At 55.4% G+C, this 26,879-nt stretch carries 21 protein-coding genes; 13 read left to right on the top strand and 8 right to left on the bottom strand.

Annotated elements, in window-relative coordinates; genetic code table 11:
- Positions 1–165: 165 nt before the first annotated feature.
- The 4 genes from CLOEV_RS11090 (at position 166) to CLOEV_RS11075 (ending at position 5,129) form a co-directional block, all read left to right on the top strand.
- Positions 166–1,155 carry an ABC transporter substrate-binding protein gene (locus CLOEV_RS11090; RefSeq protein WP_008712890.1) on the top strand — a complete coding sequence of 330 codons (990 nt, stop codon included), beginning with the start codon at positions 166–168 and terminating at the stop codon, positions 1,153–1,155.
- A 116-nt stretch (positions 1,156–1,271) separates the two neighbouring features.
- Positions 1,272–2,372 carry an ABC transporter ATP-binding protein gene (locus tag CLOEV_RS11085; protein WP_008712888.1) on the top strand — a complete coding sequence of 367 codons (1,101 nt, stop codon included), beginning with the start codon at positions 1,272–1,274 and terminating at the stop codon, positions 2,370–2,372.
- Positions 2,365–4,071 (top strand): ABC transporter permease, encoded by a 1,707-nt coding sequence (locus CLOEV_RS11080; protein ID WP_008712887.1) that lies wholly within the window; start codon positions 2,365–2,367, stop codon positions 4,069–4,071. The genes CLOEV_RS11085 and CLOEV_RS11080 overlap by 8 nt, the downstream gene beginning before the upstream one ends.
- A 2-nt stretch (positions 4,072–4,073) precedes the next feature.
- A complete protein-coding gene (locus CLOEV_RS11075) occupies positions 4,074–5,129 on the top strand; it encodes an ABC transporter ATP-binding protein (protein ID WP_008712886.1) in 1,056 nt (351 codons plus the stop codon).
- A gap of 82 nt (positions 5,130–5,211) precedes the next feature.
- Here CLOEV_RS11075 and CLOEV_RS11070 read toward each other — a convergent pair whose 3' ends face one another.
- Positions 5,212–7,440, bottom strand: a complete 2,229-nt coding sequence (locus tag CLOEV_RS11070) for a bifunctional diguanylate cyclase/phosphodiesterase (protein WP_034443744.1) — start codon at positions 7,438–7,440, stop codon at positions 5,212–5,214.
- Between the two features lie 181 nt (positions 7,441–7,621).
- On the opposite strand from CLOEV_RS11070, the gene CLOEV_RS11065 reads away from it, so the two are divergent.
- Complete coding sequence (locus CLOEV_RS11065) at positions 7,622–9,073, top strand: FadR/GntR family transcriptional regulator (RefSeq protein ID WP_034443742.1); 1,452 nt, start codon at positions 7,622–7,624, stop codon at positions 9,071–9,073.
- Between the two features lie 3 nt (positions 9,074–9,076).
- Here the strand turns inward: CLOEV_RS11065 and CLOEV_RS11060 are convergent, their stop codons facing one another.
- Together CLOEV_RS11060 and CLOEV_RS11055 are read right to left on the bottom strand one after the other, a co-directional pair.
- The gene (locus CLOEV_RS11060; protein ID WP_034443739.1) at positions 9,077–9,427 is read right to left on the bottom strand and encodes a hypothetical protein; all 351 of its coding nucleotides are present in this window, start codon (positions 9,425–9,427) and stop codon (positions 9,077–9,079) included.
- 56 nt (positions 9,428–9,483) lie between these two features.
- Positions 9,484–10,323, bottom strand: coding sequence for an aminotransferase class IV (locus CLOEV_RS11055; protein WP_034443737.1), 840 nt, complete (start codon positions 10,321–10,323; stop codon positions 9,484–9,486).
- 300 nt (positions 10,324–10,623) lie between these two features.
- Here CLOEV_RS11055 and CLOEV_RS11050 point away from each other — a divergent pair, with 300 nt between their 5' ends.
- From CLOEV_RS11050 to CLOEV_RS16115, 8 genes are all read left to right on the top strand, one after another.
- Positions 10,624–10,980 (top strand): Hpt domain-containing protein, encoded by a 357-nt coding sequence (locus CLOEV_RS11050; protein ID WP_008712881.1) that lies wholly within the window; start codon positions 10,624–10,626, stop codon positions 10,978–10,980.
- Positions 10,981–11,062: 82 nt separating this feature from the next.
- A complete protein-coding gene (locus CLOEV_RS11045) occupies positions 11,063–11,629 on the top strand; it encodes a biotin transporter BioY (RefSeq protein WP_034443736.1) in 567 nt (188 codons plus the stop codon).
- Entirely contained in the window at positions 11,616–12,584 is a 969-nt protein-coding gene (gene bioB, locus CLOEV_RS11040) for a biotin synthase BioB (RefSeq protein ID WP_034443734.1), read from the top strand. Before CLOEV_RS11045 ends, bioB begins: the two co-directional genes overlap by 14 nt.
- A complete protein-coding gene (gene bioD, locus CLOEV_RS11035) occupies positions 12,577–13,269 on the top strand; it encodes a dethiobiotin synthase (protein ID WP_034443733.1) in 693 nt (230 codons plus the stop codon). Before bioB ends, bioD begins: the two co-directional genes overlap by 8 nt.
- Positions 13,270–14,616: an adenosylmethionine--8-amino-7-oxononanoate transaminase gene (gene bioA / locus CLOEV_RS11030; protein ID WP_008712877.1), complete on the top strand. Its 1,347-nt coding sequence runs from the start codon at positions 13,270–13,272 to the stop codon at positions 14,614–14,616.
- A 220-nt stretch (positions 14,617–14,836) separates the two neighbouring features.
- The gene (locus CLOEV_RS11025; protein WP_169732224.1) at positions 14,837–17,617 is read left to right on the top strand and encodes an ATP-binding protein; all 2,781 of its coding nucleotides are present in this window, start codon (positions 14,837–14,839) and stop codon (positions 17,615–17,617) included.
- A gap of 30 nt (positions 17,618–17,647) precedes the next feature.
- Positions 17,648–20,113: an ATP-binding protein gene (locus CLOEV_RS11020; RefSeq protein ID WP_051485046.1), complete on the top strand. Its 2,466-nt coding sequence runs from the start codon at positions 17,648–17,650 to the stop codon at positions 20,111–20,113.
- A 105-nt stretch (positions 20,114–20,218) separates the two neighbouring features.
- A complete protein-coding gene (locus CLOEV_RS16115) occupies positions 20,219–21,034 on the top strand; it encodes a prepilin-type N-terminal cleavage/methylation domain-containing protein (protein WP_051485045.1) in 816 nt (271 codons plus the stop codon).
- Positions 21,035–21,119: 85 nt separating this feature from the next.
- On the opposite strand, the gene CLOEV_RS11010 is transcribed toward CLOEV_RS16115, so the two are convergent.
- The 5 genes from CLOEV_RS11010 to CLOEV_RS10990 form a co-directional block, all read right to left on the bottom strand.
- Positions 21,120–22,460: a sodium-dependent transporter gene (locus tag CLOEV_RS11010; RefSeq protein ID WP_315968562.1), complete on the bottom strand. Its 1,341-nt coding sequence runs from the start codon at positions 22,458–22,460 to the stop codon at positions 21,120–21,122.
- A 224-nt stretch (positions 22,461–22,684) separates the two neighbouring features.
- Positions 22,685–23,503, bottom strand: a complete 819-nt coding sequence (locus tag CLOEV_RS11005; protein WP_034443727.1) for a prepilin-type N-terminal cleavage/methylation domain-containing protein — start codon at positions 23,501–23,503, stop codon at positions 22,685–22,687.
- 19 nt (positions 23,504–23,522) lie between these two features.
- Positions 23,523–26,036, bottom strand: a complete 2,514-nt coding sequence (locus tag CLOEV_RS11000) for a PilW family protein (protein ID WP_034443724.1) — start codon at positions 26,034–26,036, stop codon at positions 23,523–23,525.
- Positions 26,036–26,380, bottom strand: a complete 345-nt coding sequence (locus tag CLOEV_RS10995) for a type IV pilus modification PilV family protein (protein ID WP_034443721.1) — start codon at positions 26,378–26,380, stop codon at positions 26,036–26,038. The genes CLOEV_RS11000 and CLOEV_RS10995 overlap by 1 nt, the downstream gene beginning before the upstream one ends.
- Positions 26,377–26,832, bottom strand: coding sequence for a hypothetical protein (locus CLOEV_RS10990; RefSeq protein WP_034443719.1), 456 nt, complete (start codon positions 26,830–26,832; stop codon positions 26,377–26,379). Before CLOEV_RS10990 ends, CLOEV_RS10995 begins: the two co-directional genes overlap by 4 nt.
- Between the last annotated feature and the right edge of the window lie 47 nt (positions 26,833–26,879).

Raw genomic sequence — 26,879 nt, 5'->3', positions numbered from 1 at the left:
TGACCATTAACTATGTTAGCGGGAGCCTTTAATTGATCAGCGTACCTGTTATCGAATACCGAATTAACTTTTGCACTTGCCGCCGCGCCGCATATTTGAGCGGCGGCGGTGCGGAATTTAATAAATTGGGGGAAGCCCCCCCGACTATTTCAAGGAGGTAACATTGTGAAAAAAGTTTTTGCAGCGGCGCTTCTGGTCTCTATGATTTTTGTTTCAAGCGCGGCGATGGCGGCGGAAAAGCTCACCGTCTACACATCGATGAAGGATTCTCTTATCGGAGCGCTGAAAGATGAGTTCCTCAAAAAGAATCCCGGCATAGAGTTCGACGCCTATGTAGCGGGCGCGGGCAAGCTGATGGCGAAGATCGCCGCCGAACGCGAAGCCGGCAAGCTCGTCGTCGACGTGCTCTGGCACAGCGAAGTTCCCGATTTTTACCAGCTCAAGAAGGAGGGCGTGCTCCAGCCCTACAAGTCGGCCAACCTTAAGTATGTCGAAAGCCCCGTCAAAGAGCCCGACGGCTACTTCACCCCCGCCCGCAACGGGACGCTCGGCATAGTCTACAACACCCGCTTCATCAAGACGGCCCCCAAGACATGGAAGGACGTACTCGGCAAGGACTATAAAGACGCCTTCGGCATCGCCGACCCCGCCCTCTCCGGCACCGCCTACGGCAGCGTGGCAGCGCTTGAGAAGCTCTATGGCTGGAAATACTTTGAAGATATCCAGAAGAACGGCGGCATCCTCGGCAAGGGTTCCGGCCAGGTCATAGACGACACGGCGATGGGCGACCTTGTCGCCTGCATCGGCGTCGACTACATCACGATGGCGAAGATAAAGAAGGGCGCCACGCTCGCGATGGCCTACCCGAAAGAGACGATCGTCCTCCCCAGCCCCGTGGCGATCATCAAGGGAACGAAGAATCTCTCCGCCGCGCAGAAATTTGTCGACTTCCTCCTTTCAAAGGAAGGCCAGCAGATCATCGCCGACAACTATACGCTGCCTGTAAGAGCGGACGTTGTGATGCCCAAGGACAGCCCGCTGCCGAAGCCGCATGACGCGGTCGTCAACGCTATCAAGCTTGACTTCCAGAACATGAGCTCCGCGAAGGAAGGCACGATAAAGAAATTCAAGGATACTATGCGCCCCGGCAAATAAAGAGCGTATGCGGGACGACGGGAGACCGGAGTCCTCGATGATGTAATCTTTAATTTTCGGGGAAGGGCTGACAACAGACCTTCCCCATATCTTATTAACGAAAGGAGTTGTCTTGATTGGCTGAAGTAAAAATCGAACATGTGCGCAAGGCCTACGGCCCCAAAGTCGTCTACAAGGATCTCAACCTGACCATAAAGGACGGCGAGTGCTTCACGCTGCTCGGCCCCTCGGGATGCGGCAAGACGGTCATGCTCCGCATGATCGCCGGCTTTGAGTCGCCCGACGCGGGCACGATAAAGATCGGCGGCGTAACGCAGTCGTCGCCGGCGGAGAAGATAATGGTCCCGCCCGACGAGCGCTCGCTGGGCGTCGTCTTCCAGGACTATGCCGTATGGCCCCACATGACGGTCAAGGAAAATGTGATCTACCCGCTCAAGATGCAGAAGGTGGAGAAGGGCGAAGCCGATAGGAGGACTCAGGAGGCGATCAACAGCGTCAACCTCACGGGACTTGAAGACAGGCTCCCCTCACAGCTCTCCGGCGGACAGCAGCAGCGCGTCGCCCTCGCGAGGGCGCTTGTCGCCGAGCCGAAGATCATGCTCCTTGACGAACCGCTTACGAACCTTGACGCCAACCTGCGCGAGGAGATGCGTTTCGAGATCAGGGCCCTGCAAAAAAGGACCGGCGTCACCGTCCTCTACGTCACCCACGATCAGGAGATCGCGCTCGCCATCTCCGACCGCCTCGCGGTGCTTGACCAGAACGGCAACGTCTGCCAGATCGGCACGCCGGTGGACGTATTTGAGAATCCGGTCAACGCCTTTGTATTCCGTTTTATGGGAATATCGAATATGATCCCCGTCGAAGTGCGCGACGGCAAGGCCTACGCGAAGGGGAGCGGAGAGCTCCTCGCCGAAGATGTGAAGGGCGGCGTGCCCGCGGACCCCGTCCTTGGCTGCCGTCCCTCCGACATAGACCTCATACGTGAACCGGAGGCTGGGATGCCGACCGCCGTCGTAAAGCGGGTTAACCTGCTCGGACCGATCGTCGACCAGCGTCTTGATTTCGCGGGAATGGAGCTTCGTTCCCAGATCGAGACCCACAGGGCGGTAGACAACGATCTGATCTTCAACGAGGGAGACCGCGTGGGGATAAGGCTCGCCAACCAGCTCATCTTTGATTCAAGGACAATGGAAGGAGTGATAGAGGATGCCTAGCGCCGGCGCTAAAAAGTTCGGAATGGCGGAAATCATATTCCTTCTCTCCGTCCTGATCCTTGTCGTAATAGTGGCCCTGCCGGTCGTCCTTATCTTCTGGACGTCATTCATCGTCGACGGCCACCTCAACATGCAGGCCGTCATGAACACCATCATGCAGGAGGAGACCTTCCAGGCCCTTAAAATGTCGATCATGATCGCGGCCTGCGTCACGGTCACCTGCACATTCGTCGGCACGCTCTTCGCCTGGCTCGTTACGAGGACCGACCTTCCCTTCAAGGAGACGATGAAGGTCCTCTTTACGGTTCCCTTCATGCTGCCCGCGTTCATCGGGGCGCTGGCGTGGAAGATGCTCCTCTCGCCGCGCGCGGGATACATCAATCAGCTCTGGATGGCGATCACGGGGACGCGGCACGCGCTCTTCAACATCTATGGGTTCTGGGGGATCGTCATCATCGAGACGATGTACCTCTTCCCCTTCGTTTTCATCCAGGTGAGCGGCGCGCTCGAACGCATGGACCCGACGCTTGAGGAGTCGGCGCGCATCTCAGGCGCGGGGCTCTTCACGATCACGCGGAAGATCACGATACCGCTGATCATGCCCGCCGTCGTCGCGGGGGCTCTGCTCGTCTGCCTGTACTCGCTCTCACACTTCGGAACGCCGGCCATCCTCGGCACCGAAGTCGGCATCTACACGATCCCGACGATGATCTACGAGCTCATCCACCAGAGCGCGGGCAGCTTCACCGCGATCCGCGCCGCGACGGTGCTTTCGGTCGTCCTCGTCCTCTCCGCCGCGGTGATACTCTACGCGCAGAACAAGGTCATCAAATCAGGACGCTTCCAGATAATCGCGGGAAAGAGCGTGCGCCCGACGGTCCTCAAACTTCGCGGGCTGCGCACGCCGCTATTCATATTCTGCTGCGTCTATCTGCTCATCACGGTCGTAATGCCGACGGTGACGATCTTCCTCGTCGGGTTCCTCAACACCTACGGCCTGCCGCTCGCGCTGGAGAATATGTCGTGGGAGAACTACCGTTACGTCCTCTTTGAGTGGAAGCTCACGAAGGACGCGATCTGGAACTCGGCCTACCTCTCGCTCTCCGCGGCCTTCGTGACGATGATCGCCGGCGGCATCATCTCCTACGTCCTCGTCAAGCTGAAGGTGCGCGGCAAGTGGTTCCTCGAATTCCTCGGGATGCTTCCCTTCTCGCTGCCGGGAACGGTCATCGCCCTCGGCGTCATCCTGACCTGGAGCGGACGCTTCGGCATCAATATCTATAACACCGCCTGGATAATCTTTGTCGCCTACATCGCGCGCTACATGGCCTTCTCGCTGAAGTCCAACAGCGCCGCGCTCGAACAGGTGCACGACTCGCTCGTCGAGGCGAGCCGCGCGAGCGGAGCCACGCCGTGGCAGTCGCTGCGCGACATCGTCATCCCGCTTATCCGCCCCGGCATGGTCGCGGCATTCTTCCTCATCTTCCTCCCCGCGCTCCGCGAGCTGACGACCTCCGTCCTGCTCTACGGCCCGACGACGAGGACGATAGGCGTCGCCATCTACACGCTCAATGAGGACGGCGAAACGGTCTACGCCTGCGCGCTGGCCGGCGTCGCGCTTCTCCTTATCGTCGGCGGCGAAATACTTATCAAGCGCTTCTTTGAAAAGAAACGCCGCGCCGATAACGGAGGTGCCTAAAGATGGCATATGTAGAACTCAGAGACGTAACGAAACTTTTCGGAACGGTACGCGCCGTCGATAAGCTGAACCTGTCGATAGAAAAGGGCGAATGCTTCTCATTCCTCGGCCCCTCCGGCTGCGGCAAGACTACGACGCTGCGCATGGTCGCGGGCTTCGAGGACCTTGACGAGGGAGAGATCGAGGTCGGCGGCAAACTGATATCCTCGAAGGCGAAGAACTTTTACGTTCCGCCCGAACACCGCGGCTTCGGCATGGTCTTCCAGGCCTTCGCCGTCTGGCCGCATATGACGGTCTATGACAACGTCGCCTTTCCGCTGAAGATAAAGAACCTCTCTCGTTCGGAGATAGAGTCGCGCACAAAGCAGGCGCTTGAAAACACGAACCTGACCAAACAGGCCCGGCTCTATCCGAACGACCTCTCCGGCGGCGAAAAACAGCGCATCGCGCTTGCGCGCGCGCTGTCGATCAACCCCGGGCTGCTGCTGCTTGACGAGCCGCTTTCAAACCTCGACCCGCACCTCCGCGAGGAGATGCGCTTTGAGATAAAGGACCTCCAGCGCAAATATGACTTCTCGATCATATTTGTAACGCACGACCAGTCAGAGGCGATGGCGCTCTCAAACCGCATCATGGTCATGAGAGACGGCCAGACGATGCAGATAGACTCGCCGCTCAACATCTACGCGAAGCCGAAGAACCAGTTCGTCTTCAGCTTCATCGGCCTTTCCAACTTCATCAAGGTGAAGCTGGACGGCGGGCGCGCCGTCATAGAAAGCGCTCCCGAAGCCGGCGCGCTGAAGAGCGAGGTCCCCGCAGAATTTGCCTCGGCGGCGAAGGCGACGCTTGCCTGCCGTCCCTCTGAGGTCGATTTCGTAGCCGAAGGCGAGGGCGTCAAGGGCGTCATCGCCCGTATGGCGTACCTTGGCGAGACGGTCGATTACATCGTCAGGATCGGTTCGCAGGAGGTGCGCGTGCAGAAGGGCCGCCGCGAGCCGCGCTTCGAGGTGGGAGAGGCCTGTTCCGTGGTATTCCCGCGCGTGGTCTGGTACGAATAGCGCGAAGCCGTCCGCGCCGCCTCTAAACTAAAAAACAGAGAGTCCGCCCGGCAGTATGGGGCGGACTCTCATCTCTACGTCTTTATTTTCCGCCCGCGCTTTTATTCCTGTCCTCAAGGATGATGCGCTCAAATTCTTTTACCGGCACCGCCCGGTAATAGTAAAAGCCCTGTATCAGGTCGCAGCCGACCGAACGCAGGAAATCGGCCTGCTCCTTATATTCCACGCCCTCGGCCACAGTCCGTATGTTAAGTCTCTTTGCGAGGGAGACGATGCTCTCGATGACGGCCTTTGTCTCCGGCGTTTCAAAACGGTTGACGAAAAAGATCCCGTCCAGCTTGAGGCAGTCTATATGGAGGTCTTTCAGCAGCCCGAAGGACGAGTAGCCGGAGCCGAAATCGTCCAGTGAACAGGTGAAGCCGGCCTTATGTATCTCCGAGAGGACCTGGCGCGCGTTTTTGAAGTCGTTGCCCTCCAGCATCAGCGATTCGGTCAGCTCAAATTCTATGAACTTCGGATCGATGCCCGCCGCGTCCGCGGTCTTCTTGTAGTCCGCGAAGAACGAGGGGTTCTTCAGGTGCTGGCGCGAGAGGTTTACCGATATCGGCAGCAGCGGCATGCCGGCCTCTTTCCAGCCGGACAGCACCTCGCAGACCTCCCTGAATACCATAAGGTCGAGGCGGGCGATGATGCCGTTCTTTTCACAAAGCGGTATAAAGACCGAGGGGCTGACAAAGCCGAGCTTGGGATGTTTCCAGCGGACCAGGGCCTCCGCGCCGGCGACCCTTCCCGTTCGCGTACAGACCTTCGGCTGCAGGTAAATGGTCAGCTTTTTCTCTTCGATCGCCCTTTCGATGTCGTTAAGCATGCAGACCGCTTCATGCTGTTTATGTTTGAATTCCTCGTCATAAAAGGTGAAGGTGCTGAGATAGGAGCGCTCGGCGCTCTTGCGCGCCGTATCGGCGCAGACTTCGGCCTCTTCCGCGGTCATGGGTTCGTCAGAGGGGAGAAAAATGCCGACGTCGACGCGTATCGGCCCCATACTGTCGCCCAGCTTCTCGATCTTATCGGCGATCCCTTTGAGGCGTTTCAGGAGCTTTTCCGCCGCCATGTTTTCCATGAGCATATAAAAAGTCGCCGCATTGCCGCGCGCGGCCATCTCACCGGCTTTGGCGGCCTCGGCGTTGAGAATGTCATAGACCTTGCGCAGGAGCCCGTCTCCGTACATCCTGCCCTCGTATTCGTTGATGAGCCCCATATTCCTGAGATTCACGGAGGCGACGGCGAAGCTGCCGCGCGGGGCTTTATTAAGGATTTTCCGCGCCCTGACCAGGAAGCAGGCGTTGCTGACGCCGTCCGTCACCGGATCGTAGAAGGAAACGTTCTCCACCATTATGCGGCAGCGGTTCTGGATACCGATGACGGCGGCCGTCAGCAAGAAGAGGATCGGTATCAGGATAAATGTCCCGTGGAACGTGCGCGCGATGAATATTTCGGCGTGTGAGGCGATGATATCCGTAGGTACGGCGATGGCGAGAAACCATCCGTTTATCGCGAGCGGCCTGTAATCTATGTAGATCCCCCTGCCGCTGACGGTCGGCAGGATGAAGCGCCCCTGCCTGTTTTTGCCGAGATCGTCAAGCATCCTTACGGCCCAGTCTTCGGTCCCCTGATAATTTGATTTTCTTATGAGCTCCGAATGCTTCTTTTTTAGCGGCGGAACGATCAGGGCGCCTTTCTGGTTGAGTATGGTGGTGCTGCCCTCTCCGCCGAAAAAATTTCCGGCAATAAGCTCCTGCATATCCCTCTTTGTCTTCACCGCGACAAGCGCGCGGCTGTCGCGGTCGCCGCCGGGGATAGGCGCTATATAAAAAATATCTTTCCCCTCCGTCCCGGCACGAAAATCTTTATCCAGCGACGAGGTAAAAAGCGGGTTGTTTTTTATATTATAGGACTCTCCATATATAAAATGGACGATGCCGTCGTCTCCGACGATCCCCATATTGATGAAATCGGAAATTTCGGCCTTTTCCGCGAGGAACGGCCCTCTTTCAGCCTCCTTCAGGTGCGGGATCGAGCTTGCGATGATGCGCATGGAGCCGAATATCTCCGCGAGCCTGTTATTGACGGAGCGCGACGCCTCGTCGGCCACGTCGCTCAAGTAAGTTTCCGTAAGGTCGTTTATGGACCGCCTGAGCTCGACGGCGTTGTGGATCATCATGCCTGAAAGCGCCAGAAAAAAGACGAAGGCGCACGATAAAAAAATAATAGTGGTTTTATATTGGGAAAAATTCCTGTATTTGACTAACATGCCAATGCCTCTGTACATAATTGAAGAACGAATTACCCCGGCGACTGATTTCATTATCCACCCCGATTATAAATATGAAGAAAAATCTTGCAAGGTACTTTTTGTATACGTATCCATATAGCTTAACAAAAAACGTTATAATAAAATTGTACAATTCAACTGGCAGGAGATGAGGCCGCCTATGAAAAAGAATAGTATGTTTCAATACCTATATAACAGTATTCTTGCGCAGATAAGGGCCGGCAGATATGCCTGCGGCTCGCCTCTGCCCTCCGCCCCGGAGCTGTGCCGCATGTATAACGTCGGCATCCGCACCTCCCGGGACGTGCTGAGGGCTCTGCGCGACGACGGGTATATCAGCACCGCCGAGAGGCGGCGCGCCGTCGTCGTCAGGGCGGAAGACCCCGGCGGCGGAACTAGGCAGAAGCTGGCGGAGGCGGTCGCCCGCAAAGAGTCCGTGCCTGAAATATATGACGTGCTCGAGCTCCTGATGCCGCCGCTTTTTCTCTTTTGCGCCAGACAGTGCGGCGACGATGATTTTTATGTCCTGGACCCGCTTATAAAAAAGGCCGACCGCGCGCGGGGCGAGGAGAGCTGGCGTTTATCTTCGCTTGTGCTGCACGCGATACTTAAAAAATCGGGAAACCCTCTCTTAGGCGACCTTTATTCGAGCCTCGAACTCAGCGCGCAGGTCCCGCGGGCCGACGGCTTCAAGCATCCCTACGACGCACTTAGAGAGGATGATGGGCGCGGCTTCTGCTGGGTGATGGAGCCGCTGCGGCGGCGCGATTACGGCACGGCCGAAGCGCGGCTGCGTTTGATGTACCGCTCGGCGAGAGCGTATGCCGAAAGCTACATTGCGAAGATAGAGGCGGCGAACCCGGATATCCGCCCCCGTGAGCGGGAAAAATTTCACTGGAATGCCGCCAAAGGGCGGATCTATCTCTATGCCGAGATCGCGAGAGACATTATCGACGGCATCGCCGTCGGACGCTGGAACGACGGAGACCTCCTGCCCTCCTCGAAGGAGCTGGCGTCGGATTACGGAGTTTCGCTCTATGTGGTGCGCCAGGCGCTTGAAATGCTGCGGGGGCGCGGCTTTGTCTCCATTCGCAACGGCTGCCGCCCACGGGTCGAACTTTCCTGCGTGGGGAAGGACATCAGCCGTTTTTCGGAGCCGAACCAAAAGCGGGACATCTGGGTCTATCTCTGCGCCCTGCAGTTGATGACGGCTATGCTGCCTCACGCCGCCCCGCTCGCCGCGCGGCGGTTTACGGACGGCCAGAGGAGGCGCATGCGCGAAGTTCTCAGCGAGCGGGGCACGGTCGTCCCCAGGACCTTTATGAAATGTATCTTTGAAGCGCTGCCGGGCGAACCTTTGCGCGACATCTTCAATGAGACGAACAGCCTGCTCCTCTGGGGAAACCACCTGATGTTCCAGCCCGCGGCGCGCGCGGGGCTGGACTTCATTGAGGACAAGTGCGCCCAGGCGCTGTGCGCGCTTGACGGCGGCAGCGAGAGCGAGTTCGCGGAGCTGCTGACTGAGACCTATCGCTATTCTCTCTACCGGCTGCGGGAATTTATCGCCGCCGCCGGCATGCCGGAGGCCGGCAAAATAAAAATCCCCTCGTAGGCGTTAGAAAAGGTTTGAAATGATGAAAAACAGCAGCGCGGCGAGCAAAATGCCCTGGGTGACGGCGCTCATAACAAGCGGCGACGTCCTGTATAGGGGGCTTTCGCCCGCGCTCTTTCCGCGGTGGCGCAGCGAGAGCCAAAGACAGAGCGGGAGCCCTAGCGGGCTGACCGCCGCGGCCGCTCCGAACGCGGCGAAGATGAGATAGCCGTAACGGAAAAAGAAAACCGCCGCCGCGCCGCCGCGCGCCGTATACCGGGACGCGGCGGCCGCGAGCAGGAGTATCGTCAGCGCGGCGCTGAACAGCGAATACGAGATCGGAATAAGAAAGGCGGGACGCAGATATTTGTTCATGGAAAGCGGAAGGGCGGGGCGTCGCGGAAGATGCCCCGCCGGCCTTTTTAGAGAGGTCAGTCCATCCAGCGGTGCTGGTTCTTCAGGAAGATATGCTGAAGGTTCTGCGCGACGGGACCGGGGCGGCCGCCGCCGATCTGCTGCGCGCCCACGCGCACGACGGGGAGTATCTCCTTGACTGTGCCGGTGATGAATGCCTCGTCAGCCTCCGCGAGTTCCTTCTCCAGCGGGCAGCGTTCCTCGACCGTAAAGCCGTTTTCCCTCGCGAGCGTGATGATGATGTCGCGCGTCACGCCCTTGAGGACCTTGCCGACGGGGGCGGTGATGATCTTTCCCTCTTTGCAGAGGAAGAAGTTGCTGCTCATGGCTTCGGTGATCTCACCCTCGGGGGTGATGTAAAGCGTTTCAAAGTTTACCTTTTGGGCCTTTGAGAGCGGGATGAGGCCAAACAGGTAATTGGTGCTCTTGATGAGCGGGAACGGACGCGCGACATGATTTGGCTCGAGCACGATGCCCTTCTTCTTTTCCTCTTCGGTCGGCTTGTGTACCTCGTCGAAGATGATGAAAAAGCGCGGGTCGGGGAAGCTGCCCTTATTGTTCACGTCCCCGCCTGTGATGTATGGCTTCACAAGGCCGTCGAATTTTACGTTTTCCGGCAGCGCGAGCCCGTCGCGGATGAGCCCGGGGAGTTTTTCGATGATCTGCCCCGCCATGATCCCGGAGCCGGCCGCGCTTCCCGCGAGCCTGTCAAGATGTTGCTTCATGGCGAACGGCGTCCCGTCGTATATCCTGATCGATTCAAAGGCGCCCACGCCGCGCTGGATCGCCATATCTGTCAGGGGCAGCGCGCACTCCGCGACGGGGGAGAATTTTTCGTTGTAGTAGCAAAGAGCCAAAATCTATACCTTCTTTCAAATTGATGATACCTTCATAAAATTACTGTAGAAGTATAACTCTAAACAGCGGATAAACAAGGTATATTTTACCGCCGAATATTCCAAAATGTGAATAAAAACAATACGGGAAATAAAAAAATAACGTATAATCATAGCCATTGATTTTAGCCTGACGTAGGTTTCACAGATGCCCTCGCAGTGACTGAATTGGGCGGTTCTCGATCTTAGGGGGATTGGATCGGTGCCGGGAAAATGTATTCTGGCCGTGGATGATAATCTGGTCAACAGAAGGGCGAGATAATGAAAAAATTATATGGAGAACTCAAAAGATGGGGCTGCGATGTCGACGGCGCGCTGGAGCGGGTCGTCGGCGACGATGAACTATATATGGATTGTCTGCGGAGCATCGCCCGCGACGAGGCCTTCTTCGCCCTTGGCGACGCCCTGCGCGCCGGAGACAGGGAGAGGGCTTTCTACTGCGCGCATACGCTGAAGGGCGTGCTGGCCAATCTCGGTCTCATCCCCATCTATGATATCGTCGTGCGGATAGTCGAGCCGCTCCGCGCCGAAGAGACGGACGGAGTCCTCGCTGAATATGAAAAGTTGCTCGAATCGCGCGGGCGGCTGGAGAAGATGGTGGAAAGCGCTGTCAACTAGTATAAAATTATAAGTTGACATATCTTTAGCAGATATGATAAATTCTCCGGGAAGAAAACTTTCTTTCAGGAGGATTTGCGTCATGTCAAAAGGCGGCCTTGATACCCGGCAAATGATATTATGCGCGCTCTTCACCGCTCTGATAGCGGTGGGCGCGCAGATAAAGGTGCCTCTGCCGGTAGTCCCGTTCACGCTTCAATTTCTCTTCACCACGCTTGCCGGCCTTCTGCTTGGAGGCAGGCTCGGCGCGCTCTCCGTCGCCGTCTACCTTGTGCTTGGCCTTGTCGGAGCGCCAGTCTTTACGGAAGGGGGCGGCCCAGCCTACCTGTTAAAGCCCTCCTTCGGCTATCTGATCGGGTTTATGCTCGGAGCCTGGCTCACGGGAAAGATCGCCTTTTCCGCGCGGCGGCTCAGCTTCAAGCTCGCCGTAGCGGCTTCGGTCGCCGGCCTCGCCGCCGTCTATCTCTGCGGCATTGCCTACTGCTGCCTGATCTCAAACTTCGTCCTTGCGCAGCCGCTGAGCTTTGAGGCGCTCTTTATCTATTGTTTCCTGCTGGCCGTCCCGGGCGACATCCTGCTCTGCTTCGTCGGGGCGCTGATCGCGGTACGCCTTGCGGAGAGGAGCCCGCTGCGCTATGCCCGTTCTTGAAGAACTGAAAAATGCCGTTATGAGCGGCGGCGAAATATCCGCCGAAGAGGCCGCGCTGCTTTGCCTTGCGCCGCTTGGCGACCTATGCGCCGCCGCCGCCGAGATACGTAAACGGCGCTGCGGCGGCGGGTTCGACCTTTGCGCGATCGTGAACGCGAAGAGCGGCCGCTGCTCCGAGGACTGCAAGTTCTGCGCGCAGTCGGCCCATTACCGGACCGACGCCTGTGAATATCGGCTGCTCTCCCCGGAAGCGATCGTCGCGGAGGCCCGCGCGGCGGAGGCGGGGGGCGCGCTGCGTTTTTCGATCGTCACCTCGGGCGGGGCGCTCTCTGACGAAGAGCTTGATTCTGTCTGCCGGTCGATAGCGATGATACGCAGGGAGACGGGGCTGTCTCCCTGCGTGTCGCTCGGCCTGTTGAGCGCGGAGCAGTTCGCGGTGCTCAAAGAGGCGGGGGCGGAGCGCGCGCACAACAACCTTGAGAGTTCGGAGAAATTTTTTCCCAACATCTGCACGACGCACGGTTGGCGTGAGAAGGCCGCGGCGATAGCGGCGGCGCGCGAAGCCGGCCTTTCCGTTTGCAGCGGCGGCATCATCGGACTCGGCGAGAGGATGGCGGACCGTATAGAGATGGCTCTGGAGCTGCGTGAGCTGGGAATAAGCTCGGTGCCTCTGAACATACTCAACCCGATCGCCGGCACTCCCTTTGAGAAAAACAGGCCGCTGCCACACGAAGAGATACTGCGCACCGTCGCGATATACCGTTTCATTCTGCCGGAGGCCTCGATACGCCTCGCGGGAGGCCGGGGGCTGCTCGCCGACAAGGGGTATTCCTGCTTCAAGTATGGGGCGAACGCCGCTATAACCGGAGATATGCTCACCACCGCGGGAATATCGCCGCGGAGGGATCGCGAGATGATCGCCTCGCTCGGTTTTGAGGTGAGAAGAGATGGCTGAGGGGCTCTTCGTCACCGGCACCGGAACGGATGTCGGAAAGACTTACGTTACCGCGTTGATCGTGAAAAAGCTCCGCGAATCAGGATCGAACGCCGGTTATTATAAGGCGGCCCTAAGCGGAGCGGAGCGCAGAGGCGGCGCGCCGGTCCCCGGCGACGCGGAATTTGTCCACCGTATGGCCGGTATTGGCGGAGACCCCGCGGAGGCGGTCTCCCATATCTACGAACATCCCTATTCGCCGCACCTCGCCGCGCGAATGGAAGGGAGGCCGGCGAGCCTTGCCGTCGTGCGGAGAGACTTTCTGCGCATGATGAAAAAATTCGACCTCCTGACCGTTGAGGGCAGCGGCGGCATCGTCTGCCCGATATCGTTCGGCGAAGGGCCGCGCCTGATGCTCGAAGATATCGTGCGCGAGACTGGGCTTCCCTCCGTCGTCGTCTCGGGATCAGGGCTGGGGGCGATCAACGCCGCCGTCCTCACAGTCAGCTACATGCGGGCGCGCGGCCTGGAACCGCGCGCCGTGATCATGAACAACTGGACTGCCGGCGGCATTATTGAGGAGGACAACCGAATGATGATAGAAGAGCTTGCGGGGGTGCCGGTCGTCGCGACCGTGGCGCGCGGCGCCGAGGACATCGGCATAGGGGCGGCGGAGCTGCGGAAACTTTACGGAGGCGGGAATTAGATGAGCGGCCTTGCGGAGCGCGACCTGAAACATATATGGCACCCCTGTTCACAGATGAAGGACTACGAGGAACTTCCCCCCATCGCGATAAAGGAGGGACGCGGCGTATACCTCTACGGCTATGACGGCAAAGAATATATCGACATCGTCAGCTCGTGGTGGTGCAACCTTCTCGGCCATTGCCATCCCGTGATAAACGCCGCGGTAAAGGAGCAGCTGGACCGGCTCGAACATGTCATATTCGCCAACTTTACGCACGAACCGGCGGTGCGGTTATGCGAGGAGCTTGCGGGGATCGTGCCGCGCGGGCTGTCGAAATTCAACTTCTCGGACAACGGCTCGGCCTCGGTGGAATGCGCGCTCAAGATGAGCTTCCAATATCAGCACCAGTGCGGCCATCCCGAAAGGACGCGCTTCCTCTGCCTCACAGACGGTTACCACGGGGAGACGATCGGCGCCCTTTCCGTCGGAACGATGGACCTCTACGCAAAGATATACCGGCCGATGCTGATGGATACCGTGCGCGTCGAGGCGCCCGACTGCTACCGCTGCAAATATGGCCTGGAGCGCGATAGCTGCGGCTGCGAATGCTTCGCCGCCGCGGAGGAAACCTTCGCCCGCCACGCGCGCGAGTGCTGCGCGATGATCGTCGAGCCGCTTCTTCAGGGCAGCGCCGGCATGAGGATATACCCGCCGCTGTACCTGAAAAAACTGCGCGCGCTCTGCGACGGCTATGGCGTCCTTCTCATCGCCGACGAGATCGCCACCGGTTTCGGCCGCACGGGGAAGATGTTCGCCTTTGACCATGCCGGCGTGAGCCCGGACATCATGTGCGTCTCCAAGGGCCTCACCGGCGGATACCTGCCGATGGCGATCACCGTCGCCACCGACGAGATATACGACGCCTTTTACGCCGATTACGGCGAGGGGCGCGCCTTCATGCACAGCCATACCTACAGCGGCAATCCGCTGGGCTGCGCCGCGGCGCTCGCGGTACAGAAAGTTTTGCGCGAGGATAAAATACTCGAAAAGGCGGCCGCCGTGGCCGACATTCTCAACGCCGCGCTGAGGGAGCGGCTGGGCGGACATCCGAACGTCGGGGAAATACGCCGGATCGGCCTCGTCAACGCCGTTGAGCTTGTGCGCGACCGGAGAACAAAAGAGCCCTTTCCCGCCTCCGAACGAACCGGCTATAAAATATATAAACGCGCCCTTGATTTTGGGCTGCTGCTGCGGCCGCTGGGCGACGTCATCTATTTCAACCCCCCGCTGACGATAGACCCGGAGGCGGCGGAAAGGGCGGTCAAGCTCTGCGGAGAGGCCGTATCCCATATATTGAAAGGCTGATATAGCGCCGGCGCGTCGAAAAAGGTCATGTAAATCGCAGCTTATCTTTCCATCGTGATCGCTTATAAACGCCAATTCGCCCTCTGTTGGCCTGTTGATGCGCCAGCCCTTGGTTTTATATTACATCAAGGATGTTATAATCAATAGGTCAATATAGAGGCATATGTATCGGGCGGCGCTGCCCGGTACTGATATGTCCGCCGGCAGGGAGTTGATGCCTGTGTACGAAAATGCAAATCGGCAGCCGAAACGCGGCGGGCGCGTGCCGTGTCTATGGAGACGCCTCGCCCTGTGTATCATCCTATCGGCGCTTGCCGTCCTGTCCCCCTGCGAACACGGGGAGGCCGCGCCGGCCGAACAGTACGGCAGAGGGGCGGTCCTGCGTGTAGGCAGCTTTCTGTACGGAGACGACGGGATGCCCGGCGGCCATAATGGCTACATTTACGAATACTTTTTAGCGATCGCGCAGTTTACCGGCTGGAAATATGAGTTCATAAACGGTACCCTCGCGGAGACGCTCGGCAGACTTGAACGCGGTGAAGTGGATGTCGTCGGTTATCTGCGCAAGGACCGGGACAGGGAAAAGAAACTGGCCTTTACGGCTCTCGCTTCCGGGCGCAACGCCTATTGTTTGGTCGTGAGGAGAGATGACGACCGCTTCGCCTACGAGGATTTTGCCTCTTTTGACGGCGCGCGTACCGCGCTTGTCGCCGGCAACCCCAACAACGAGAAATATTTCGATTACTGCCGCTCTAAAGGTTTCGCCACCGGCAATCAGTTTTACCCAAACTATGAGGAGGCCGGCCTCGCGATAGCGGCGGGGAAGGCGGACATCCTGTTCTCCGACAACTTCCGGATGGACGGCGGCCTCAAAGTCGTCGCCAGATTCGCCCCTGAAAACTTTTACTTTGCCGTGAGGAAGGACAACATCGCCCTCCTGGAAAAGCTTAATATGGCTCTTAATCAGATCAATTTTTCTTATCCCGGCTTCAATTCAGATCTTTACAACAAATATTACGGCGCGGAGCGCGAGACGCCCGTCGTCTTCACGCGGGAAGAACGCGAATACATCAAGAGCTCTCCCCGCGTCGTCGCCCTCTATGACGAAGGATGGCATCCGATGGAGTACTATGACGCCAGGGAGAAAAAGTTCTCCGGCATCGTCCCCGAGATCGTCGAACTGATATCTGAAAAATCGGGGATCAAGTTCGCCGCGGAGAGCGTCGACCGGCCGGAGGGCGGGACGAAAGACGAAAAAAATATAGTCAGCGCCATGACCTATGACTACGCCTGGGCCGCTGAAAAAGGGGCGCACGTTACGCCGCCCTTCACGCAGGCCATGGTGGTCTGCGTGAGGAAGAGCCGCTCCGCCCCCGCCGTCAGCGCGGCGGTGACTGACCGCAAATACATCTCCTCCAGGGTGAGGAAATTCGTCCCCGGCCTCAAGTACGACTATTACCCCTCGGCCCTGGACTGCATAGAGGCGGTAAGGACGGGCGAAGCCGGCTGCGCTTTCATAAACGCCTACGAGGCCGGTTACTATTCGTCCTTCGCCAAGTATCGGAACCTTTATTATATCGGGGTATCGGGAGAAACTCAGCGCCTTTCCCTCGGAGTGTCGGCCGAGGCCGACCCGCTGCTTTTTTCCATAATCACCAAGACTCTCGAAAGCCTTCCCGCGAGCGACATCCGCGATATCGTGCGCAGGAACACGGAAAAATTTTACCAGCCCAAGTGGAGCGACATATTCTACACCGACCCCATGAAGGCGGGCGCGCTGGCCGGTCTCTTTGCGGCGACGCTGGCGGCGTTCCTGTTTCTCTGCGGCATGTATAAGATAAAAAAAGAGAAGAACGAGGAACTTGAGCTGGCGAACGAGGCGAAAAGCAAATTCCTTGCCTCCATGAGCCATGAGATACGCACGCCTCTCACCACGATAATCGGCATCAACGACGAGATCGCCGAAGCCGAATCCCTCGCGGAGATAAAGACGGCGAGCGCGAAAATCAAAAAGGCGTCGAGGCACCTTCTTTCCCTTATAAACGACGTGCTCGACATGAGTAAGATAAACGAAGGGAAGATGGAGCTGCGCAAAGAATCCTTCGACCTGGCGGAGACGGTGCGCGCCATCGGGCTGATATACTCCGACGCGGCGGCGCGGCAGGGGCTGGCTTTCAGACTGGCGTCCTTTGAGGGAAGCCTGTACGTCCTCTCTGACGAGCTGCGCATCAAGCAGCTGTTGATAAACCTTATCTCGAACGCCATCAAATATAACCGTCCCGGAGGAGAGGTGACCCTTCGCGCCGAGCTGCTCCGCGCGGCCGAAAGAGAGGCCGTTGTCTCGTTCTCCGTGGAGGATACCGGCATCGGTATAGAAAAAGAAAACATCGACGCGATATTTACCGAGTTCAAACAGGAGGGGCGCAACAGCGGCGCCATAAAAGGCACGGGGCTGGGGCTGGCGATAGCATCCAGGATCGCCGCGATGATGGGGAGCTGGATAAACGTTGAAAGCGAACTTGACAAGGGCAGCCGCTTCTCCTTTGAACTGTGCCTGGAGCGCGCGCCCGCCGTATCGGCCAGGCCGGATGCCTCCCGGAAGTCCGGGGAATATCTCAAAGGGCGAAGAATGATAATCGCCGAAGACCACCCGGTCAACGCAAACATCGTGCGGAAAATACTTGAGAAAAAAGGAATCGAATGCCTCATGGCCGATAACGGCAAAATATGCGCCGACATCTTCGCGGCTTCGGAGCCGGGAGATATAGACGCCGTATTTATGGATATCCAGATGCCCATCATGAACGGATACGAGGCGGCGCGCGCGATAAGGAATATGAAGCGCGCCGACGCTCTGACGGTCCCGATAATCGCGCTGACTGCCAACGCTTTCGACGAGGATGTGGAAAAGACGCGCGCGGCGGGAATGAACGCGCATGTGGTGAAGCCGATAGATATATCCGTACTCTACAGAGTGCTTGCGAAATTTTTTGAAAGATGACGGTTTGATATCATAAAGGAGAGGACGCCGATGGAAAATACGGAGAGGCTTGATGATTTTCGCGCCTGTTTTGACGACAGCCCGCAGCCGTCCTGCATAATAGAGATGCTGAAAGACGATCACGGCAATTTCGCGGACTTTCGCTTCGTCTACCTCAACAGGGCGCTCGCACGGCTGGAGGGTTTCGATGCGGAATACGTCAACGGCAAGTGTTTTTACAAGCTGTTTGACAACGCCGACCGCAAGTGGCTGGACTTTTACGGACGGGCGGCCTCTGCCGGAGCGGGGATCTCCATCGTCGACTACAGTCCTGAAATAGATAAATACCTCTGCGTGTTCAGCTACCGTCTTGCGGAGGGGTACTGCGCCTGTCTGCTCTCCGACGTGACGGCGGAACGGAAGAGAGAGCGGTTTGGCAAAGAACGTCCGCTCGCCCGCTCGAAGCGGCAAAAGGCGGATGCCGCCGTCCGGAATGCGAACCTCCGCATGACCGGGCTGAAGGAGATGGAGCGTCGTTTTGAAGAAGAAAAGCGTTTCCAGGATACGGCGGAAAGCAAAAACGCGCTTACAAGGGCAAGGGCCAACATCACCAAAGATATCATAGAAGTCTATCGGGCCGGTCCCAACATCGGCGTCTGCCATGAGGGGATGCCCTTCAGCCGGGCGGTCTCCGCTCTTTCCGCCACCGCGATCAGGGACGAAAAGAGAAAGGAAATACTCGATACGTTCAGCCTCGAAAACCTCTCCGCCCCGATCTCGCTCGAAGAGACGCCGGCGACGCTCGAGTACCTGCGCGGGACCAACGACGGGGGAGTCATCTGGGCGCGTACCTCCGCGAAGCGGTTCCTCCACCCGGAGACGCGGGATATAATGTGCTTCCTCTATACCTATGATATCAGCAAAGAGAAAAACCCGGAGATGATCACCAAGCGGATAACCGAGATAGAATATGACCGGATCGTCCTCATCGACGTCAGCACCGGAGCGATGACGATATATCAATCCCTTGAGGACAGTTGTCCGGACGCCTCCAACTACAGGAACGGGCTGAATACGATATTGGGCGGTTACGTGCTGGACGAAGAACTGCCGGAAGCCGTGCGGGTGATGAAGCTGGACAATATACTGCGCGAACTTGAAAGACAGGAGCTCTTCAGCTGCTCCTTCAACGTGCAGGATAAACGCGGCGGAAAAGCGCGGAAAAAATGGCAGTTTTGCTATCTTGACGACATCAGACGTTTTATACTGGCGACGAAGAGCGATGTGACTGAGATCTTCAACGAGCAGGCGAGGCAGCAGGAGATGCTCAGAGAGGCGCTCGCCCAGGCAAAGCAGGCCAGCCTCGCCAAGTCTGAATTCCTCTCGCGCATGAGCCATGAGATCAGAACGCCGATGAACGCGATAATAGGGATGTCGGCGATCGCCGCGCAGTGTGTGGACGACCCGGAACAGGTCTCTGACTGTCTGGCGAAAGTCGGGATATCGGCGCGCTTCCTGCTGACCCTTATCAACGACATACTTGGCATGAGCCGCATCGAAAGCGGCAAAGTCGTCATCAAGAAAGAAAAGATCCCCTTTGAGGAATTCATCAACGGCATCAATACCATCTGCTGCGAACAGGCGGAGGCGAAGGGCGTCGACTACGACTGCGTCATGATGACCTTCACAGAGAGCGGCTATCTTGGCGACCCGATTAAACTCCAGCAGATACTGATAAATATCATCTCCAACGCGATAAAATTCACTCCGGCGGGAGGCCGCGTGCGGTTTGCGGTCAGCCAGGACAGGATATCCGCCGGCAAAGCCTACATGCGCTTCTCCGTCAACGACACGGGGATCGGCATAAAAGAAGAATTTATTACGAAAATCTTCGATCCGTTCGAACAGGAATACTCCGGAGCCTCCTCGGCTTACGGCGGCACCGGGCTGGGGCTGGCGATATCCAGGAACCTCGCGGAACTCATGGGCGGCCGCATAACGGTGAGCAGCATAGAGGGCGCCGGCAGCGAATTTGTCATCACGCTGCCTCTTGAACTCTGCGAAGAGCGGCCTTGCCGCGGTGAAAAAAAATACGCGGGGGCGCGGGAGCCGAAGATAAAATATGACTTCAGCGGCCGCCGCGTGCTGCTTGCGGAGGACCACCTGCTCAACGTCGAAGTTGCCAGGCGCCTCCTCACCTCCGTGGGCCTCGAAGTGGAGGTCGCGGAAAACGGTCTTGCGGCGATAGAGGCGTTTGTCGCAAACCCCGATCATTACTACGACCTCATACTTATGGACATCCGCATGCCGCTGATGGATGGGCTTACCGCCGCCAGATCCATCCGCCATACCGAAAAAGCCGACGCCCGCAGCATCCCGATCGTCGCGATGAGCGCCAACGCCTTCGACGAGGACGTGGAAAAATCCAAATCCGCGGGAATGAACGAACATCTGGCAAAACCGATCGACCCGAAACTGCTCTGCGATACGCTCGCCAGATACCTGAAAATGCCTTAAAATAATAGACATGGGAGAGTCCCTATAAAAAGTAAAGCGACTGTTTTTATAAGGATGAAATTAGAAAGCCCCGGATATCGCGGGCTTTGAAAGCGGGTGGTCGTTGTGGATAAACTTTTGAAAAATAAAAAAAAGAGGGCATTCACCCTCGTGGAGATATTGATCGTCGTGATCATCATCGGCATCCTCGCCGGCCTCATGGCGCTGAGCGCCGGTTCGTCGACGGAAACGGCGGAGAAAACGGCGTGCCGGGGGGATCGCCGCACGATAAAGAGCGCCTATTATGTGGAGCGCGCGGAAAATGGGAAAACTTTCAAAGAATCTTTGGAAAAGGCGATGGCGCAGTTTACAAAGGTTAAAAATCTGAGTACAGCGGATGATTCAGCTTTCTGCCTCGGAGTATGTCATGCAGGAGGCACATATTCAATGACGACTACGAGTAATGATAGGCTGTTGATATCATGCTCCATTGAGGGGCATGATGAAGAAAAAATGGACAGAACGAAAACAATATATGAACATGTGCTGGCCGCATATAAAGAGATGGCGAGTGGCGTGGAGTGGCCGTCGGGGCGCAAATTAATGGAATTAGTGGGAAAACTTTTGGGAGGCCCTTATGTTTATGACGGCAAGGAATATTATGTCAAAGCGGATATAAAGGGCAAAAGCGGAGATCCTCTGTTATATGCAAGTGAAAATAAGTTTGGCGGAGCCAATAGCTATGTAGCGGAGTATGTATATAACAGCGAAACAGATAGATGGTATAAGTGTTCTCCATCAATTAATACAGCAGCCATGAATGGTGACATAAAAAATCAGGTGTATGGGTCAATAAAAAACGGTTCGGAGATAATATATGGATCAGAGCTGGTAAATGTTACTTGGACCGAAGTGCCTGGATTCTCACCATTTCTGAAATAAATCATCTTATATAAGACAAGGAAGGGCGCGAGGTAAAAGCCATTCCCTCCTTGCCTTATACATTAGAGCTGTTTGTTCTTTTCCCCTACCACTTAAGCCCCGTAAAGAAAATCACCAGGATCGCGGCGGGGGCGATCACCTTTACCATTATCATCCAGATATCGAAAAGCCCGAAGCTGATCTTCCCGTCGTTGGTCGCCTCACGCTTCACCAGCTCCCTGTTCAGCGCCCAGCCGACGAAGAGGCAGCAGAACATCGAGCAGAGCGGCATCATGATGCTGTCCGTCAGATAACCCGCCGCGTCGATGAAGTCGCGGCTGCCGATCTTGAGGCCGCCGGAGAGCGAGCAGGCCGAGGGAATGCCGGTGATGAAAATCAGCACCGCCGTAATCAGCGTCGCCATCTTCCTGTCCATGCCGTGATCCACGAAATATCCCGTGGAACACTCAAGCAGCGATATCGAGGAGGTCAGCGCCGCGACGAAAAAGAGCAGGAAAAAAATCACCGCGAAGACCACGCCGCCGCTCATCTTCGCGAAGAGAGTGGGGACGGTGATGAAGGTCAGTCCGGGACCCGCCGCCGGCTCCGCGCCGAAGGCGAAAACGGCGGGGAAGATCATCAGCCCCGCGAGGAAAGCGACCGCCGTGTCGATGAAGCATATCTGCTTCACCGAAGAGATGATGTTCTCCGTCCTGGGCAGATAACTGCCGTAGATCATGATCGCGCCCGCGCCGAGCGAAAGCGAGAAAAATCCCTGCCCCAGCGCCGCGAGCCACGTCTCGGAGGTCACTTTTGAGAAGTCGGGTTTGAGATAGAACTCTATCCCGGCCATCGCGCCCGGCAGCGTCACCGCGCGGAGAATGAGGATAAGCATCGCCACGAACAGCATCGGCATCATTATCTTGCAGCTCCGCTCGATGCCGCCCTTTATCCCGAACAATACGACGATCGCCGTGACCAGCATAAATATTCCCTGATAGAAGATCACCTCCGTCGGATTTGAAACAAAGGCTCCGAAAATCTCGCCGGTTTTTCCCGCTCCGGCATATTCTAAAAGATCGGTGAAAGACATAAAGAAATATTTTACGATCCAGCCGCCGATGACGGAATAATACGAGAGGATGATAAAGGTACACAATATCCCGGCCAGCCCGACCGGCTTCCACCTCTTGCCGCCGAGCTTTTCAAAGCCGTCCGCCGCGTTCAGCCTGCCCATGCGCCCGATAAGGACCTCCGCCGTCATCGCGGTGACGCCGATACAGACGATTATCACAATATAAATAAAAAGAAAAGCCGCCCCGCCGTTCTTTCCCGCAATATACGGAAACTTCCACAAATTGCCGAGTCCCACCGCCGACCCCGCCGCCGCAAGCACAAAGCCGACCCGGCTCCCGAAAGATTCCCGCTTATTTTCGTCGATCATCATAATGCCTCCTGTTTTTTCTCTGCCGCGAATTTATTGTATCATCACTGCGCAGTAAATTATACAAAAACATCGCGGATATCACGGAAAGTGTGGGCGGCGCTAATGTGACCGCATCGACAGTTAGCTACCAATACCCGTGCTGCCGAACAGCACGGGTATTATTGATTTTAACAGGCCGCAGGAAACATGTCCTCGATGTCACTGTTGTTTTTTATTTACAGTGATTATTTCAGAGATGAATAAATTGGCTTAAGGTAATATACCGTTTCATTATCAACAGATTTCGTTTCAACGCTTGCCTGCCCAGTATAAGTCCCTTCTGAATATGTATTCTCATTGTCCGTAAAATTTTTCGTGATGACGGCGGACACGTCGACCATCTCGCCTACGTTCATTTTTGTAATATCCGAGGCCGTGTAAAAATAATTATATCCGAACGGCGATTCTTTTGATGTCAATTCAATCCGCCATGTTCCCAAATTAACATCTGAACCGAACAAGTTCTCAAGGATACTATTTACGTCAGGCGCAAAGTTCTTGCCGTTCTTATCGAGCGTTGTTTGCGCAACGCCATTTTCAAATTTAGGGTTTCGACTTGAAAAGTATTTGTTTGCAGCATTATTTAGAGTATTTGTCATTCTATCGAGTTCAGCGATAATATTATTTGCTGTAACAGGAACTGTCGCAACGGTTCCTCCATGCTTCGTACACCTTACGCTTGCGCTCATATTACCGCGTGTTATCAAATATATACCATCATCCTGACAAAGGCCGGAATAATAAGCCAAATCGTCTCCGACCTGCCCTTTTTTCGCTTTGGGTGCTTCCTTCATTATTTTCTCGACCGTTTCGGCGAAGTTCGCGTTTCTGCCAAATTCTTCAAGCGAAATGGCATTTTTTATTTTTTCCATCTCTCCGTTGCACGCCGCCTCTTTCGCGCTCTCCGTGGAACCGGTGAGCGACGGCATGGCAATGGCCGCCAGTACGCCGATGATGACGATGACGATCAATATTTCTGCCAGAGTGAAAGCCTTTTTCCTCATAGTGACATCCCCTTTGACGTTAATACTCTTTTCCGGCCTGCCTTAGGCACAATGGGCATTCGCATGAATCACTGGGTATGTGCTGCAGTCCCATAATGCCGGAGCCTCTTTTTGTGTATATGCTGCCATTGCCGTCTCCGTTTGAAGAGGCACCGCTGAATAATGCGCTGTTCATATTTTGATTGCCACTGTTTAGCCATGGATAATTTGATTGCCAGTCGCTGCCGACCAGATCGCTGAGTTCGTACATCTTAGCGCCTTTTGGCATGATCGCTTTAAGTTCCGCTTTTGAAAAACCGGGAGCTAGGTTGAACTCGAAGAGTTTCATGCCGATGTCTTTGATGTTGCCTATATCATTGACCCAGACATTGATGCCAAGGAACCGTCCTCTTGTACGGGACTTAAAAATGTCTATATTATTCAGATTGAATTTATCAACATCCGCTATGATATCCATGGACCTTGCTGTAAGAATTGCTGTTACACTCTCTGAGCATCTTAATGGGTATCTTGTCTTCTCTTCAGTATCAAAAACTTTGAGCGTTTCCCAGTATTTCCCAGCGTATTCCGTGTAGTTCATTATCTTGTATTTTACAACGAGGGGGTCATTAGTCTTTTCCGGAGCCATCCCCATATATCCGCCCCACCATGCCGGTTCTGAGTCGAAAAAGAGTCTCCCTGTGTACCATGGATCAAGCTTCTTGACGCGATATCGTTCTTCAAGAGATAGCGATGAGAGAATCTCATCAGGCTGCTTCAGATATCTGGCACGGACAATATAGCGTGGGGCCGTTGCTTTTTCGATATTGTCATAATATTCCAGAATCGTATATATTACTCTTCGACGAGAATGCCAGAACTCTTTCGTCTCCGATGACGTAAATGAGTTGTTCTGAAGATAACTAGGCGTCCAATGGTAATGCTTATCTAATGAATAATTGCTATCATAGCCTATTTCTGCTGAGATATCGCTAAGGTGATCTCCGGGTTTATTGGTATTATCTGCCATACCAGAGATTAGGCGCATTTTTAAACGGTTTTGGTATGTAGGATCTCCATACCATCCATAATGGAATAGATATCCGGAGTTCTCTGCGTTTTTGACATTATTGGGGTTATTTTGGTATTTGACGGCGCCGCTGAGGAAAAGCCCGTAGGCGTCGGCGTCTGCTATCTCCGCGTCTACGACGACAGAGTAGTTGGTCGGTGTAGTGAAATTCGGTACATTTTTCCCAAACCTGTTAAAATACAGATCCTTGCTTTTGATAGTCGTTATTAAATCAATGGCCAAATCCGAAGTCCATTTTTGGGCGGCTTTTCCCCCTTGAGGCGTCAAAGTAAGGTACTTCTCCCCATTTTCCGTCGAGGACGCCAGTTTGGTTTTTATTTGTGTCTGCTCGTCATGCCTTGTATTGGTCAATATCCCTGTTGTTGTGTTAAAGGTTTGCTCTCCCTGGACGTTATTATTTTCTAATTCGTCTCCGCGCTTAAATATGTCGCTTGTTAATCCTTCTGCGCTGCCATCAATGTTTTCCTTCATCGTCAGTTCCACCCAAGGGCTCCATTGTTCTTTCCCCGTGTACGTCACTCCGTCCGATTCCACGGTTGGGATCAGCTTGTAGCGTATAACGCCGAACATTCCCCATGTCACAGCGGAATCCCCGGAGGTTACCTTGAATTTGTAATCGTTCTTTTTCTGTTCCGTATCCAGAGTGATGTCGCCGCTGCTGCCGGATATCGCATATCTGGGCGCAGAATCGGAGGACGATGCCGAAATGTACCACTCGATCACAGATTTGTCGCCAGAGGTCCCGGTCGAGAAGTTATGTCCGGAAACCGAAAGGTCGTAGCTCGCCAGCAGGACGATGTCTTTGTCAACGCTCGCATAATTCAATATTCTTTTCGTACTGTCGCTTACGATATCCAACGAGGCCTCTATCCCGTCGTTACTGGGTACCCAGAAATGAATCACGTTCCCGGTATACATGTTTTTGTCAGTTATATCGCTCGCGCTGTCTCCGTCCTTTTTAGGCTTGTTATAAAGCCCCTGGTTTACGTCGACATGCAGTTTCAAGTCTCGAAATTCGGGATGGCGCGTCGTAATTCCCATTTTCAGTAGATAATCATCTGTTTTGAATATATAAAAAAGCAACTCTTCCAGATATTCAGAACCGGCAAGTATGGCGTCCTCGGAGCTGGTTTTAAAACGCAGAGCATTTGCGGAAGGGTCCATGTAGAGGTAATACTCGTTGTTGTCGATACTAAGGTCTTTTATCGTATTGAGATAGGCCGCGTCGCGCGAGCGGATATCTATCGATACGGCGTTCGCGAGCAGAGGCGAGACTTCGGTATTGTAACCCCTTAGCGTCCACCTCATGCCGCTCAGGATCTCACTTTCTGCGTCGGCGCGCGTATATATTTTAAGACCCGCATTGATGCCGAAGGTTATCCCGCCGATAACTATCGCCATCATCACGATCCCGATAAGCATCTCTACGAGGGTAAATCCCCTCAGCTTTATGTAACGCTTCATCAATTATCCCTCTGTATGACATATATTTCACTGCCCTTTTTGCCGGTTACGGAATAACGGTAGAGGTTGTATGAAATTTCTTCCTCACTACCGTTCCCGCTGAACCTTATCGTACCGCTGCCGCCGCTTTGAGCTCCCTCCGGCGTGCCGTCATTGTCAATGACGCGTTTCAGCATGTATTTGTCATAGGCGTTTATGACATCCTGCTCCTGCTGCAATGTTTCTTTCGAGGCTGCGATCAGTCTCATGCTGTAGAGGATGCAACCGCCGAGGGCCAGTAGGCCGATGGTGAATACCAGTATTGAAACCAGTACCTCCGCAAGTAAGCTGCCTCGCCGCATCATTTGATTTTCCTCCATGTTATGAGGTATTTGTCGCCGCTTTGAAGCACATCAGCCCGTATCTCAGAAGACGCTTTCGTATCTGCGGAAACTATGGCGGTGACATTGTAGTCTCTAGCCGTTCCATTGAGCGTTATCTTTAGTGTTGTTTTATCGGGGGCGGAGAAGATCGTTTCTTGCTCGCTTTCATACGATATGGAATTTGACGCTCCTCCGAAGAAATCACCCGAAGTTGCATTTGCCGCCTCAATAACGGTATTTACTGCGGAGCGTGCAAGCGCGTCTGTTCTGATTGTTTCTATTTCCTGTGTCTGTTTTGCCTCGGCACGGAGTGTGCGCCATGCAACATTGATCGCCACTCCGCTTATAATTGAGAGCACGGCAAATCCCACTAGGACTATCATCAGCAACGCGGCGCCTCGATGGCGTGACGTTGGATTTTTCTTAAAAGGCATAGAACCGCCTCCCATCATATTATTAAAAAGTATACAGTTTTATCTCT

The organism is Cloacibacillus evryensis DSM 19522 (assembly GCF_000585335.1).
In the GTDB taxonomy this organism is placed as follows: domain Bacteria; phylum Synergistota; class Synergistia; order Synergistales; family Synergistaceae; genus Cloacibacillus; species Cloacibacillus evryensis.
This window is presented reverse-complemented; position numbering and strand designations above follow the sequence as displayed.